The organism is Mangrovitalea sediminis (genome assembly GCF_002514725.1).
In the GTDB taxonomy this organism is placed as follows: Bacteria; Pseudomonadota; Gammaproteobacteria; order Pseudomonadales; family Oleiphilaceae; genus Mangrovitalea; species Mangrovitalea sediminis.
Genome location: NZ_NTLB01000006.1, coordinates 201,425 through 215,116, shown reverse-complemented (window position 1 = coordinate 215,116; position 13,692 = coordinate 201,425). Strand labels below are relative to the sequence as shown.

Below are 13,692 nucleotides of genomic sequence, written 5' to 3'. Positions count from 1 at the left end.
TACCGGAAAAGCTCTAACGGGCCTTCTCGATGAGTAATTCGGCTGTTTCCCAGCCTGATAGACCGCCTGGTTACCCGCGGTGCAGGGCGACCGTTTTAGGGGGTCTATGTTTCCTGACACCGTCGTAATGTTACGAAGCGTGGCGGCAAAATATAGGGAGATGGCTTTTGTTGTCAATTGGGAAACGCTGTGAACGTTCGCCGAAATGCCACAGAATTTGGCCCGAAAGGGGGTTGATGAAGCTCGCCGAAGGTATAGTTCACTGGATGGAAATTCTGTGTTGACGCTACTTTGGGTAACGTTCTCGTTTGTAATTCATTAGGTCACTCTCTATAATCCCAGTCCCGGAATCGGGGACGCCGAGCATGGCATGTCCCTGCACTTCCTGAGCAAGTAACCATCATAAGTATCCCAACCATAACGCTCCGCGGCAGCATTCCTGCGAAGCCGGAGCTCAAAGAGAGTGTGAGAGAGCTGTGAATAGCAAACGCCCAGTAAATCTCGATCTCAGCAAGTTCCATTTTCCACTTCCGGCGATTACGTCGATTCTGCATCGGGTTACCGGTGTTCTGCTGTTCATAGGAATCGCGTTCTTGTTGTACGGCCTGAACCTTTCGCTCTCTGGCGAAGACGGTTTTGCGGCCGTGCACGGCATCATGCAGAGCTTTCTCGCCAAACTGATTGTTTGGGGAATTGTCTCAGCACTGCTTTACCACCTGGTTGCCGGGATTCGCCATCTGCTGATGGATATGGATATTGGTGAGACCTTGGAAGGTGGACGTCTTGGCGCCAAGATCGTCGTCGTGGTTTCCATTGTACTGATTGTTCTGGCGGGGGTATGGATATGGTAAGCAGCGTCACCAACTTCGGCCGTAGCGGTGTATATGACTGGATGGTCCAGCGGGTCACGGCCATCGTATTGGCTTTGTACACGATCTTCATGCTGGGCTTCATTCTGTTGTCGTCAGATCTGAACTACGCCACCTGGAGCGCTTTGTTCAGTAACACCTGGATGCGTATCTTCAGTCTGATGGCGCTGATTTCTATCGGTGCTCACGCTTGGGTTGGTCTGTGGACGATCACGACGGACTACCTCAAAGTCACTAGCGCCCGCTTTATCGTCCAGGCGCTGTGCGGTGTCGTGATGTTTATCTACTTCGTTTGGGGCGTGCAGATTCTCTGGGGACTGTAATTCATGGCTAAGTTGAGAACGATTTCCTATGACGCCTTGGTGGTTGGTGGTGGCGGTGCCGGCATGCGTGCGGCTCTGCAACTGACCGAGGCCGGTATCAATACTGCTTGTGTCACCAAGGTCTTTCCGACCCGTTCCCATACGGTTTCTGCGCAGGGCGGTATTACCTGTGCGATTGCCAGTGCCGATCCCAATGATGACTGGCGGTGGCATATGTACGATACCGTCAAGGGGTCTGACTATATCGGTGACCAGGACGCTATCGAGTACATGTGTTCGGTTGGGCCTCAGGCTGTGTTCGAGCTGGAGCATATGGGCCTGCCGTTTTCCCGGACAGAGACGGGTCGTATCTACCAGCGTCCTTTCGGTGGCCAGTCCAAGGACTTTGGTCGCGGTGGTCAGGCGGCTCGTACCTGTGCCGCGGCGGACCGTACCGGTCATGCGCTTCTCCACACCTTGTATCAGGCTAACCTGCGCGGCGGTACCACTTTCCTGAATGAATGGTATGCCGTTGATCTGGTGAAGAATCAGCGAGACCAGATCGTAGGTGTTGTGGCGATCTGCATTGAAACCGGCGAAACGGTTTACCTTAAGGCCAAGGCTACGGTGCTGGCGACAGGTGGTGCCGGGCGTATCTTTGCATCCACAACCAACGCCCTGATCAACACTGGCGATGGCCTGGGGATGGCGCTGCGTGCGGGCGTGCCGGCTCAGGATATGGAAATGTGGCAGTTCCATCCGACGGGCATTCACGGGGCCGGTGTTCTGGTGACCGAAGGGTGTCGCGGTGAGGGTGGCTATCTGATCAACTCGGAAGGCGAGCGCTTCATGGAGCGGTACGCTCCGAATGCGAAAGACCTTGCGGGTCGTGATGTTGTTGCTCGCTCCATGGTCATGGAGATTCTGGAAGGGCGCGGTGTCGGTCCCAACAAGGATCACGTTCTGCTGAAGCTTGATCACCTGGGTGAGGAGACGCTGAATCTGCGTTTGCCGGGTATCTGCGAGCTGTCCAAGACGTTTGCCCATGTCGACCCGGTCAAGGATCCGGTTCCGGTAGTTCCGACGTGCCACTACATGATGGGTGGTATCGCCACCAATGTGGGTGGTCAGGCTATTACCATGGGAGCCGACGGTAGCGATAAATTCGTCGACGGCCTGTTCGCCTGTGGCGAAGTGGCTTGCGTGTCTGTGCATGGTGCCAACCGCCTGGGCGGTAACTCGCTGCTGGATCTGGTGGTCTTCGGTCGTGCGGCCGGTCTGCAGATCGAGAAGATGCTGGCTGAGGGTATCGATACGATGGATGCCAGCGATACCGATATCGATGCCGCCATGTCGCGTCTCGAGCGCCTGAACTCGTCGACCAGCGGTGATCGCGTGGCGGACGTTCGTACGGACCTGCAAAACTGCATGCAGCTGTATTTTGGTGTGTTCCGTGACGGCGAAAACATGCAGAAAGGCCTGGACCTGCTCAACGCCATCGGTGAGCGCGTCAAGAACGTCAAGCTTGAAGACAAGAGCGGTGCTTTCAATACGGCTCGCATAGAGGCGCTGGAGCTCGAAAACCTCTATGAAGTGGCCTATGCGACAGCGCTGGCTGCGGAAGAACGTAAAGAAAGTCGCGGTGCGCACGCGCGTAACGACTTCACTGAGCGTGACGACGACAACTGGCTCAAACACTCCATGTATTTCCCGAAAGAGAAGCGAGTGGGCAAGCGTGATGTGAATTTCGCGCCGAAGACAGTAGACCCGTTCCCGCCGAAGATTCGGACGTATTAAGGGAGGAGTTGTAAAATGTTGGTCAGTGTTTATCGCTATAATCCTGAAACAGACAATGCTCCTTACATGCAGGACGTAGAGATCGATTTGCCGGAAGGCAAGGATCTGATGGTTCTGGATGTCCTGCAACTGGTTAAGGATAAAGATCCGGGGCTGGCTTACCGCCGTTCCTGTCGCGAAGGGGTTTGTGGCTCCGACGGCATGAATATCAACGGTAAAAACGGTCTGGCCTGTATCACGCATGTGTCCGAGGTTTTGAAGGATAATCGCCTTGTGCTGCGTCCTTTGCCCGGCTTGCCGGTGATCCGCGACCTTGTCGTAGACATGAGTCTGTTCTATAAGCAATACGAGAAGATCAAGCCCTATCTGCTCAATAACGATCCGCCACCGGCAATCGAGCGTTTGCAGTCGCCCGAGGATCGCGAGAAGCTTGATGGCCTCTACGAATGTATCCTTTGTGCCTGTTGTTCGACGTCTTGCCCGTCGTTCTGGTGGAATCCGGACAAGTTCGTCGGGCCGGCAGGGTTGCTTCAGGCCTACCGGTTCCTGGCAGATAGTCGCGATCAGGCGACGTCTGAGCGTCTGGCGGACCTTGATGACCCGTTCAGTGTCTTCCGTTGCCGGGGGATCATGAATTGTGTCAGCGTCTGTCCGAAGGGATTGAACCCGACGCGAGCCATTGGTCATATTCGTACGATGTTGTTGAAAAGGGCGACCTGATTCGGGGTCGCCCAGCCGGCGCTTTACTGTTCTGATGAGTCCGGCCTCACAATGTTGCCACCAAAGGCTAATACCTGAAGGTGGCGATGTGAGGCAGAATGTGGAAGCCGCGTGCAGGGGCTCAAAAAAGCACTGCTCGCGGTTTTGCTGAAGTTGATCCACCGGGGACGGAAAACCTCCGTACTATCTGTGGTGGCAGCAGTCATCAGTTTTTTTTTAATGATTGACTGAGTTCATTCCCGCGCCAACCAGAGATAGCTCCCCCCCTCTCCAGGTAAAGGCGAGCTAGTCAAAATGCACGAAAGCATGATGGAGCAGTTGTGGCAGACTTCCCACCTGCAAGGCGGGAACCTAGCCTATGTCGAGAATCTTTTTGAAACTTACCTGACAGACCCCAACGCAATACCCGAAGAGTGGCGAAATTACTTTGATAAGTTACCCCGGGTCGGTAACGGACAGATCAAGGATATTCCTCACGCCGCCATTCGAGAGCAGTTCCGCCACATTGCGCTTAATCAGCGCCGACTCAGCTCCGCCGTCGTCCCCGCCTCCGCCACTAGCGAAAGCGATAAGAAGCAGGTCCGAGTTCTTCAGCTGATCAATGCCTTCCGCTTCCGTGGACACCAGCACGCCAAGCTGGATCCCCTGGGCATCATGGAGCGCGAGCGGGTCGAAGACCTGGATATCCATTTCCATGAACTGACGGATGCCGACCTTGATCTGGAGTTCCAGACGGGTTCGCTGAGTTTCGGTTCTGACCGGATGAAGTTGCGGGATATCGTCGAAGGCCTCGAGCGGACATATTGCGGTAGCGTCGGTGCAGAATACATGCACATCGTCGATACCAAGGTAAAACGCTGGTTCCAGCAGCGCATGGAGCCGGTACGTTCGCACCCCGAATATGAAGCCAATACCCGCAAGCATCTGCTGGAGCGCCTGACGGCTGCCGAGGGCCTTGAGAAATACCTGGGAGCGCGTTATCCCGGGGTCAAGCGTTTCGGTCTCGAAGGCGGTGAAAGCCTGATCCCGATGATTGATGAGCTGATTCAGCGGGCAGGCAGCTACGGTGCGAAAGAAATTGTCCTGGGTATGGCTCACCGCGGTCGCCTGAATGTGTTGGTCAACATCCTGGGCAAGAATCCCAAGGACCTGTTTGATGAGTTCGAGGGTAAAAAGCTGCAGGTGAGCGGTTCCGGTGACGTTAAGTATCACCAGGGTTTCTCTTCCAACGTGATGACGCCTGGCGGTGAGGTGCATTTGGCACTGGCGTTCAACCCGTCTCACCTGGAAATTGTTTCGCCGGTGGCGGAAGGGTCTGTCCGTGCTCGCCAGACGCGCCGCGAAGACAAGACCGGTAGCCAGGTCATGCCGATCATCATGCATGGTGATGCCGCTTTTGCCGGCCAGGGCGTGGTGATGGAAACGTTCCAGATGTCGCAGACGCGGGGCTACGGTGTGGGCGGCACGATCCACATTGTCATCAACAACCAGGTGGGCTTTACCACCAGTCGTCCCGATGACGCGCGTTCCACCGAGTATTGTACTGACGTCGCGAAGATGGTTCAGGCGCCCATCCTGCATGTGAACGCCGATGATCCCGAAGCGGTATTGTTCGTGACGCAGTTGGCCATGGACTACCGCTCTGAGTTCAAGCGCGACGTGGTCATCGATCTTGTATGTTACCGTCGCCGCGGTCACAACGAGGCCGACGAGCCTTCGTCGACCCAGCCGTTGATGTACGAAAAGATCCGTAAGCATCCGACGACCCGTGAACTGTACGCCAACCGCCTGATTGAGCTGGGGCTGTTGAGTGATGGGGAAGGGAAAAAGTTCGAAGACGATTATCGTGAAGCGCTCGATAAGGGCGAGCACGTTGTCAAAGCGCTGGTGAAAGAGCCCAATCGGGAGCTGTATGTTGACTGGTCGCCCTATCTCGGTCACGAGTGGACCGCCCGTTGTAAGTCCGGCATCGGGCTGAAAACGCTTCAGCGTCTGGGCAAGAAAATGGGCCAGTTGCCGGAAGGCTTCTCGGTTCAGCGCCAGGTTGCGAAAATTCTGGAAGACCGCAGCAAAATGAACCAGGGGGCGATGCCGATCAACTGGGGCTTCGGTGAGATCATGGCCTACGCGACGCTTCTCCATGAGGGGCATCCGATTCGTCTGACCGGTCAGGATGTTGGCCGTGGCACCTTCTCTCACCGCCATGCTGTGCTGCACAACCAGAAGGACGGTTCCACTTATACGCCGCTGGAGAATCTGTCCGAAAATCAGCCGCTGATCGAGATCCACGATTCGCTGCTGTCGGAAGAAGCCGCGATGGCGTTTGAATACGGTTTCGCGACAACGATGCCGAATGCGCTGATCGTCTGGGAAGCGCAGTTCGGTGATTTTGCCAACGGTGCCCAGGTGGTGATCGACCAGTTCATCACCAGTGGTGAGCATAAGTGGGGGCGTCTCTGCGGCCTTACGCTGCTTTTGCCTCATGGCTACGAAGGCCAGGGGCCGGAGCACTCGTCCGCGCGTATCGAGCGCTTCCTGCAGATGTGTGCCGAGCACAATATCCAGGTTTGCGTACCGACGACGCCAGCGCAGGTCTTCCACATGTTGCGTCGCCAGGTGAAGCGTCCGTTGCGTAAGCCGCTGGTGGCGATTACACCGAAGAGCCTGCTACGTCACAAGGAGGCAATCTCTACGCTGGAAGATCTCTGTGAAGGTACCTTCCAGACCGTATTGCCGGAAATCGACAAGATTGATCCTCGCAAGGTGCGCCGACTGATCCTGTGTAGCGGCAAGGTCTATTACGACCTGCTGGATAAGCGTCGCAGCGATGAGCGTGACGACACGGTTATCGTGCGTCTCGAGCAGCTGTATCCGTTCCCCGCCGATGATCTGGACGAGGTTCTGGCACCTTATACCAAGCTCACCAATGTCGTCTGGTGTCAGGAAGAGCCGATGAACCAGGGGGCCTGGTATAGCAGTCAGCACCATATGCGGCAGGCTTTGCACCGCCTCAATCCCAAACTGTACCTGCAGTACTCCGGTCGCCCAGCCTCGGCGGCTCCGGCGTCGGGCTATGGTTCGGTGCATGTTGAGGAACAAAATAAACTGGTCAACGACGCCTTCGAAGTCTGAGAGCTATTGAGTTAAGGATCAGCAATGACAACTGAAATCAAAGCACCTGTTTTCCCCGAATCCGTAGCGGAGGGGTCTGTTGCCACATGGCACAAGAAGCCGGGCGAAGCCGTATCCCGTGACGAGCTGCTTGTCGACATTGAAACCGATAAAGTGGTACTCGAAGTTGTGGCACCGGCGGACGGTGTAATCGAGAAAATCCTGAAGGAAGAAGGCGACACCGTCCTCAGCGGTGAGATCATCGGGCAGTTCAAGGAAGGCGCAAAAGGTGCTGCTGCGCCGGCTGAGAAAGCAAAAAGCGAGGCGCCTGCTGCCAAGGCTATGGTAGAAGAGGCCCCTGCTGCCGCGAAGTCCGGTGATGTCGTACTGAGTCCCGCTGCACGTCGCCTGGCTGAAGAAAACAGCCTGGATGTCTCCCGCATTGAGGCGTCCGGGAAAGATGGCCGCGTGACAAAGGAAGACGTTCTGGCGTTCATGAAGGATCAAAGTCCGGCGGTTGAAGGCAAACCGGCTCCTGCAGCGGAAAGCAATATGCCGCGCCTGGATCTGCCGGGGCAGGGACGTGAAGAGAAGCGGGTGCCAATGACCCGTCTGCGTGCGAGCATTGCGCGTCGACTGGTGGAAGCCCAGCAGAATGCGGCTATGTTGACCACGTTTAACGAAGTCAACATGAAGCCGGTTATGGATCTTCGCAAGCAGTATAAAGATGCCTTCGAGAAGAAGCATGGCGTGAAGATGGGCTTCATGGGCTTCTTCGTGAAAGCGGCTGTTGAGGCGCTGAAGCGTTTCCCGGCGGTGAATGCTTCTATCGACGGCAACGATATGGTTTATCACGGCTATCAGGACGTGGGTGTCGCCGTGTCCACTGGCCGTGGTTTGGTTGTACCGGTGTTGCGTGACGTTGATGCCATGAGCCTGGCCGATATCGAGAAGACCATTGGTGACTTCGGCGCCAAGGCCCGCGACGGCAAGTTGAGCATTGAGGACATGACCGGCGGCACCTTCACCATTTCCAACGGTGGGGTGTTCGGCTCCCTGATGTCCACGCCAATCCTGAATCCGCCGCAGACAGCCATTCTCGGCATGCATAAGATTCAGGAGCGCCCGATGGCCGTCAACGGCCAGGTTGTGGTGCTGCCGATGATGTACCTTGCTGTCTCATACGATCACCGCATGATCGATGGCAAAGAAGCGGTCCAGTTCCTGGTGACGATCAAGGAACTCCTTGAGGATCCCGCACGCATCCTGCTGGATGTTTGAGATCGACACACACCGAACAGAATGAATGGGATAAAACATGGCTGATAAATTTGATGTGATCGTCATCGGTGCGGGCCCTGGTGGCTATGTCGCAGCGATCAAGGCGGCACAACTGGGCCTGAAAACGGCCTGCGTGGAGATGTGGACCGATGAAGGCGGCAAGCCGGTGCTTGGCGGTACCTGCCTGAACGTGGGCTGTATTCCGTCCAAGGCGTTGCTGGAAATCTCCCACAAGTATGAAGAAGCCAAGCATGGCTTCGCCGAGCAGGGTATTCAGGTTTCCGATGTCTCTGTAGACATCGCCAAAATGATGGAGCGCAAAGGCACCATCGTTAAGAACCTGACGGGCGGCATCGCTTCGCTGTTCAAGGCTAACGGTGTTACGCCGATTCACGGTCGCGGTCGCCTCTTAAGCGGTAAGCAGGTCGAAGTTACCGACAACGACGGCAAGGTCGAGGTCTATCAGGCTGAGAATGTCATTATCGCGACCGGTTCGCGGCCGATTGAAATTCCGCCGACGCCGTTGAAGGATGACGTTATTGTCGACTCTGAAGGCGCCTTGTCCTTCTCCGAGGTGCCCAAGCGTCTGGGTGTTATCGGTGCTGGCGTTATCGGCCTGGAACTGGGTAGCGTCTGGGCGCGTCTGGGTTCCGAGGTCGTGGTACTGGAAGCTCTGGAATCCTTCCTGCCGGGCGTTGACCAGCAGATCGCCAAAGAAGCACTCAAGCACTTCAAGAAGCAGGGCCTGGATATCCGCCTCAAATCCCGCGTAACGGCCAGTGAGGTCAAGCGTGGGGTGGTCAAGGTGACCTACGACGATGGCAAAGGTGAGCAGGAGCTCAAGTGCGACAAGCTGATTGTTGCTGTGGGCCGCGCACCTTACACCGCTAACCTGTTGGCAGCCGATGCTGGCGTCAATATGGATGAGCGTGGCTTTATCTTCGTTGACGATAACTGTCAGACCGACGCGCCGGGCGTTTATGCTATCGGTGACGTGGTGCGTGGCCCGATGCTCGCGCACAAGGCGTCTGAAGAGGGCGTCATGGTGGCAGAACGGATTGCCGGCCATAAGGCGCAGGTTAACTACGATTGCATTCCCAACGTGATCTATACCCATCCGGAAGTAGCCTGGGTCGGTAAGACCGAGGAAGCGCTCAAGGCTGAGGGTGAAGAGTACAAAGTCGGTACCTTCCCATTCTCCGCCAACGGCCGTGCCATGGCGGCGAACGCGCCTATCGGTATGGTGAAAATCATTGCCGATGCTGAAACCGACCGTATTCTGGGGGTTCATATCATTGGTCCCCAGGCTTCCGAGCTGGTTGCCCAGGCGGTGATCGCGATGGAATTTGTCTCCAGCGCCGAGGATCTGGCGCTGACCGTCTTTGCCCACCCGACACTGTCGGAGTCGGTGCATGAGGCGGCCCTGGCGGTCGATGGCAATGCCATCCACATCGCCAACCGCAAGCGCAAGAAATAACGCGCTGGCAAACTGCCGGCGCCCTAAGCGGGACTGGGTGCCGGTCGGTGGTGGTGGGGCGGATTCCCAATCCGCGCCCACTACGCACACTTTGAGAACCTGCGGTTGGCAGGTTCTCTCGTTTGCATCAATGGCTTTAACCCATCTATGAACGGGACAGTCCTATGAATTTGCATGAGTATCAGGCGAAGCAGCTCTTCGCAGAGTATGGCTTGCCGGTGTCCAAGGGCTACGCTTGTGAAACACCGGAAGAAGCAGCCGCTGCTGCAGACAAGATTGGTGGTGACCGTTGGGTCGTCAAGGCTCAGGTACATGCCGGTGGCCGTGGTAAGGCCGGTGGTGTCAAGCTGGTCAGCTCCAAGGAAGAGATTCGTGCATTCGCCGAAAAATGGCTGGGACAGCGTCTGGTTACGTTCCAGACCGACGAGAAGGGACAGCCCGTCAGCCGTATCCTCGTAGAATCCTGCACGGATATCGCCAAAGAACTTTACCTGAGTGCGGTTCTGGACCGCGGCTCCCGTCGCGTCGTGTTTATGGCGTCGACTGAAGGCGGTATGGAAATCGAGACCGTTGCGGAAGAAACGCCAGAGAAAATCCTCAAGGCAACCGTGGATCCGCTGGTCGGCGCTCAACCCTATCAGGCTCGTGAAATCGCGTTCAAGCTGGGGCTGCAGGGCGATCAGATCAAACAGTTCACCCAGATTTTCCTGGGCTTGGCCAAGCTGTTCGAAGACTGCGATCTGGCTCTGATCGAAGTCAACCCTCTGGTCATCACTGACGAAGGCAACCTGCACTGTCTGGATGCCAAGATCAACGTCGATGGCAACGCGATCTACCGCCAGAAGAAAATCGCTGCCATGCGCGATCCTTCCCAGGAAGACGCCCGTGAAGCTCATGCGGCGGAGTGGGAACTGAACTATGTGGCCCTCGAAGGCAACATCGGCTGCATGGTCAACGGTGCCGGTCTGGCGATGGGTACCATGGACATTATCAAGCTGCACGGCGGTGCACCGGCCAACTTCCTGGACGTTGGCGGCGGCGCGACCAAAGAGCGTGTGGCTGAGGCCTTCAAGATCATCCTGTCCGACGACAGCGTTAAGGCTGTTCTGGTCAACATCTTCGGCGGCATCGTACGCTGCGACATGATTGCCGAGGGCATCATCGGCGCTGTTGAGCAGGTGGGTGTGAAAGTGCCCGTCGTGGTTCGCCTGGAAGGCAACAATGCCGAACTCGGCACCCAGAAGCTCGCCGAGAGTGGTCTGAACATCATTGCGGCCACCAGTCTGACCGAAGCCGCTCAGAAAGTCGTTGCTGCCGCAGGGGGTGAAGCATGAGTATCCTGATTAACAAAGACACCAAGGTGATCTGCCAGGGCTTCACTGGCTCCCAGGGCACCTTCCATAGCGAACAGGCTATCGCTTATGGCACCCAGATGGTTGGCGGTATCAGCCCGGGCAAGGGCGGCACTACGCACCTGGGCCTGCCGGTGTTCAATACTGTACGTGACGCGGTTGAAGCAACTGGCGCAACGGCGTCCGTGATCTACGTACCGGCACCGTTCTGTAAGGATGCGATCCTGGAAGCGGCTGACGGCGGTATCGAGCTGATCGTCTGTATCACTGAAGGCATTCCGACGCTGGACATGCTGTACGTGAAGGAATACGTCGATCGCAAGGGCGTGCGCATGATCGGTCCGAACTGTCCGGGCGTGATCACGCCGGGCGAGTGCAAGATCGGTATCATGCCGGGTCATATCCACAAGCCGGGCAAGGTGGGCATCGTTTCCCGCTCCGGTACGCTGACCTATGAAGCGGTCAAGCAGACTACGGACTTCGGTTTCGGCCAGTCCACCTGTGTCGGTATCGGTGGTGACCCCATCGCGGGATCCAACTTCATCGATATCCTGAAGCTGCTTCAGGAAGATCCGCAGACTGAGGCGATCGTCATGATCGGTGAGATCGGCGGAAACGCTGAAGAAGACGCCGCTCAGTTCATCAAAGAGAACGTCACCAAGCCTGTTGTCTCCTACATTGCCGGTGTTACTGCACCTCCCGGCAAGCGTATGGGGCATGCTGGCGCCATCATCGCCGGTGGTAAGGGTACGGCTGCCGAGAAGTTCGCGGCGCTGGAATCTGCTGGTGTTAAAACCGTACGCAGCCTGGCTGACATCGGTAAGGCACTGAAGGAAGTGACCGGCTGGTAAGAGCGCCCGGACACGAAAAAGGCCCGCCGGATTTCCGGCGGGCCTTTTTTATGGTCTCCGGTAGATACTGCGGATTAACCGGAGCAAGAGCAGGGAGCTTACTGAGCATTAGCGCTCGACGAAAGCTCGCTCGATTACGTAGTGACCGAGATCGCCATGGCGTGCTTCCTGGAAACCCTGCGCATCAAGGATCTTGCACAGATCTTTCAACATGCTCGGGCTTCCACAGATCATGAAACGGTCGTCTTCGGTGTTGATCGGCGGCAGGCCGATGTCTTCGAACAGCTTTCCGCTTTCCATAAGGTCGGTCAAACGGCCCTGGTTCTCGTAAGGCTCGCGGGTAACGGTCGGGTAGTAGATCAGCTTATCGCGGACGATGTCGCCGAAATATTCGTGTTCCGGCAACTCACGCTTGATCAGATCCTGATAGGCGAGTTCAGACACGTAGCGAACCCCATGGGTCAGGATCACTTTATCGAAGCGCTCGTAAATTTCCGGGTCTTTGATAATGCTCATGAACGGAGCCAAGCCCGTACCGGTGCTAAGGAGGTACAGGTTACGTCCCGGCAGCAGGTGATCGGCCACCAGTGTACCTGTCGGCTTTCGGCTGACGATGATCTCATCACCGACCTTCAGGTTCTGCAGGTGCTTCGTCAGCGGGCCGTCCTGCACTTTGATGCTGAAGAACTCGAGCTCGTCTTCATAGTTTGCGCTGGCGATGCTGTAAGCGCGCATCAGTGGTTTGCCTTCAAGTTCAAGGCCGATCATGATGAAGTGGCCATTCTTGAAGCGGAACGCCGGGTCACGGCTGGTCCGGAAACTGAACAGTGTATCGTTCCAGTGATGAACGCTGAGGACGCGTTCTTTATTCATGTTCGCCATGAGCGAGTTCACTCCAATCGATCATTTGGCCAGTTGGTAATTTAAATTGCGCGCATTATAACCAGAAGCTAACCTATCGGTTAAATGGGTAATGGTGATTTCGCTAATCGGAAAAACCGATAATGCATTATACCTTGCGTCAACTTGAAGTCTTCCTGGCGGCCGCGCACTACGAAAACATCACTCGGGCGGCTGAAAGCCTGTCCATGTCCCAGTCGGCGGCGAGCAGCGCCTTGCGCGACCTGGAGCATCAATTCGATATTCGTTTGTTCGACCGTGTGGGCAAGCGTCTGCAGATTAACGAGTTGGGGCGGCTGCTCCGACCGCGGGTCGAGGCGTTGCTTGAACGTGCGCGTGAACTCGAGCTGGCACTGGGACAGCACGCCGACCTCGGTCCCCTGAAAGTAGGGGCGACGCTAACCATCGGCAACTATCTGGCTGTCAACATCATGGCCGCTTACATGCGGGAACAGCCAGGCGCCAGCGTACAGCTGGATGTCGCCAACACAGCGTCTATTGTACGCCGAGTGAGCAACTTTGAACTTGACGTAGGTCTGATCGAAGGCGAGTTGAATGAGCCGCAGCTTGAGGTTCTTCCGTGGCGAAGGGATGAACTCGTGGTTTTTTGCGCCCCGGAACACCCACTGGCTGCGCATGGATCCCTGGAGGAAAGTGACTTGCTCGACGCGGTCTGGATCATGCGTGAGCGTGGGTCCGGTACGCGACAGACCTTCGAGCGCGCCATGCACGGCATCCTGCCGCAGATGAACATATTGCTGGAGTTGCAGCACACCGAAGCCATCAAACGGGCGGTGGAAGCCCGAATCGGTATCAGTTGTCTTTCCCGAGTTACTCTGGTCGAGGCTTTTCGGCGTGGCAGCCTGGTGCCGCTCAAGACGCCGGGGAAAGATTTCAAGCGTCAGTTTTACTTCATCCTCCATCGCGAAAAATACCGTAGTGCAGGTATCGAGCGCTGGTTGGAGCTGTGTCGGCAAATCGACGAAGCGAGCCTGTTTCTTCCTTAACGATCGACTCAATCGTCTTGCCGAG

Annotated in this window: 11 protein-coding genes; 10 read left to right on the top strand and 1 reads right to left on the bottom strand. The window is 56.5% G+C overall.

Annotated features, from left to right (window positions below; all coding sequences use genetic code 11):
- Positions 1-476: 476 nt before the first annotated feature.
- The 9 genes from sdhC to sucD all read left to right on the top strand — a co-directional run bounded on the left by sdhC (position 477) and on the right by sucD (position 11,760).
- Positions 477-851 (top strand): succinate dehydrogenase, cytochrome b556 subunit, encoded by a 375-nt coding sequence (gene sdhC, locus CLR77_RS16030; RefSeq protein ID WP_097461706.1) that lies wholly within the window; start codon positions 477-479, stop codon positions 849-851.
- Positions 845-1,192, top strand: coding sequence for a succinate dehydrogenase, hydrophobic membrane anchor protein (sdhD, locus tag CLR77_RS16025; RefSeq protein ID WP_097461913.1), 348 nt, complete (start codon positions 845-847; stop codon positions 1,190-1,192). Before sdhC ends, sdhD begins: the two co-directional genes overlap by 7 nt.
- Positions 1,193-1,195: 3 nt before the next feature.
- Positions 1,196-2,968: a succinate dehydrogenase flavoprotein subunit gene (gene sdhA / locus CLR77_RS16020; protein ID WP_097461705.1), complete on the top strand. Its 1,773-nt coding sequence runs from the start codon at positions 1,196-1,198 to the stop codon at positions 2,966-2,968.
- A gap of 15 nt (positions 2,969-2,983) precedes the next feature.
- The gene (locus tag CLR77_RS16015; protein WP_097461704.1) at positions 2,984-3,688 is read left to right on the top strand and encodes a succinate dehydrogenase iron-sulfur subunit; all 705 of its coding nucleotides are present in this window, start codon (positions 2,984-2,986) and stop codon (positions 3,686-3,688) included.
- A gap of 294 nt (positions 3,689-3,982) precedes the next feature.
- Positions 3,983-6,820, top strand: coding sequence for a 2-oxoglutarate dehydrogenase E1 component (locus CLR77_RS16010; protein ID WP_097461703.1), 2,838 nt, complete (start codon positions 3,983-3,985; stop codon positions 6,818-6,820).
- A 24-nt stretch (positions 6,821-6,844) separates the two neighbouring features.
- Positions 6,845-8,080 carry a 2-oxoglutarate dehydrogenase complex dihydrolipoyllysine-residue succinyltransferase gene (odhB, locus tag CLR77_RS16005; protein WP_097461702.1) on the top strand — a complete coding sequence of 412 codons (1,236 nt, stop codon included), beginning with the start codon at positions 6,845-6,847 and terminating at the stop codon, positions 8,078-8,080.
- A 37-nt stretch (positions 8,081-8,117) separates the two neighbouring features.
- Positions 8,118-9,557 carry a dihydrolipoyl dehydrogenase gene (lpdA, locus tag CLR77_RS16000; RefSeq protein WP_097461701.1) on the top strand — a complete coding sequence of 480 codons (1,440 nt, stop codon included), beginning with the start codon at positions 8,118-8,120 and terminating at the stop codon, positions 9,555-9,557.
- A gap of 164 nt (positions 9,558-9,721) precedes the next feature.
- The gene (gene sucC / locus CLR77_RS15995) at positions 9,722-10,891 is read left to right on the top strand and encodes an ADP-forming succinate--CoA ligase subunit beta (protein ID WP_097461700.1); all 1,170 of its coding nucleotides are present in this window, start codon (positions 9,722-9,724) and stop codon (positions 10,889-10,891) included.
- Positions 10,888-11,760, top strand: coding sequence for a succinate--CoA ligase subunit alpha (gene sucD / locus CLR77_RS15990; protein WP_097461699.1), 873 nt, complete (start codon positions 10,888-10,890; stop codon positions 11,758-11,760). Before sucC ends, sucD begins: the two co-directional genes overlap by 4 nt.
- Positions 11,761-11,868: 108 nt before the next feature.
- Here the strand turns inward: sucD and CLR77_RS15985 are convergent, their stop codons facing one another.
- Positions 11,869-12,642: a ferredoxin--NADP reductase gene (locus CLR77_RS15985; protein ID WP_097461698.1), complete on the bottom strand. Its 774-nt coding sequence runs from the start codon at positions 12,640-12,642 to the stop codon at positions 11,869-11,871.
- Between the two features lie 122 nt (positions 12,643-12,764).
- Here CLR77_RS15985 and CLR77_RS15980 point away from each other — a divergent pair, with 122 nt between their 5' ends.
- On the top strand, positions 12,765-13,667 hold the full coding sequence (locus CLR77_RS15980; RefSeq protein ID WP_097461697.1) for a LysR family transcriptional regulator: 903 nt from the start codon (positions 12,765-12,767) through the stop codon (positions 13,665-13,667).
- Positions 13,668-13,692 lie beyond the last annotated feature (25 nt).

Coding starts and splice junctions, on each gene's coding strand:
- CLR77_RS16010 (WP_097461703.1), top strand. CDS start 3,983: ATGCACGAAAGCATGATGGAGCAGTTGTGGCAGACTTCCCACCTGCAA.
- CLR77_RS16015 (WP_097461704.1), top strand. CDS start 2,984: ATGTTGGTCAGTGTTTATCGCTATAATCCTGAAACAGACAATGCTCCT.
- CLR77_RS15985 (WP_097461698.1), bottom strand. CDS start 12,642: ATGGCGAACATGAATAAAGAACGCGTCCTCAGCGTTCATCACTGGAAC.
- CLR77_RS15980 (WP_097461697.1), top strand. CDS start 12,765: ATGCATTATACCTTGCGTCAACTTGAAGTCTTCCTGGCGGCCGCGCAC.
- sucD (WP_097461699.1), top strand. CDS start 10,888: ATGAGTATCCTGATTAACAAAGACACCAAGGTGATCTGCCAGGGCTTC.
- sdhD (WP_097461913.1), top strand. CDS start 845: ATGGTAAGCAGCGTCACCAACTTCGGCCGTAGCGGTGTATATGACTGG.
- sdhA (WP_097461705.1), top strand. CDS start 1,196: ATGGCTAAGTTGAGAACGATTTCCTATGACGCCTTGGTGGTTGGTGGT.
- odhB (WP_097461702.1), top strand. CDS start 6,845: ATGACAACTGAAATCAAAGCACCTGTTTTCCCCGAATCCGTAGCGGAG.
- lpdA (WP_097461701.1), top strand. CDS start 8,118: ATGGCTGATAAATTTGATGTGATCGTCATCGGTGCGGGCCCTGGTGGC.
- sucC (WP_097461700.1), top strand. CDS start 9,722: ATGAATTTGCATGAGTATCAGGCGAAGCAGCTCTTCGCAGAGTATGGC.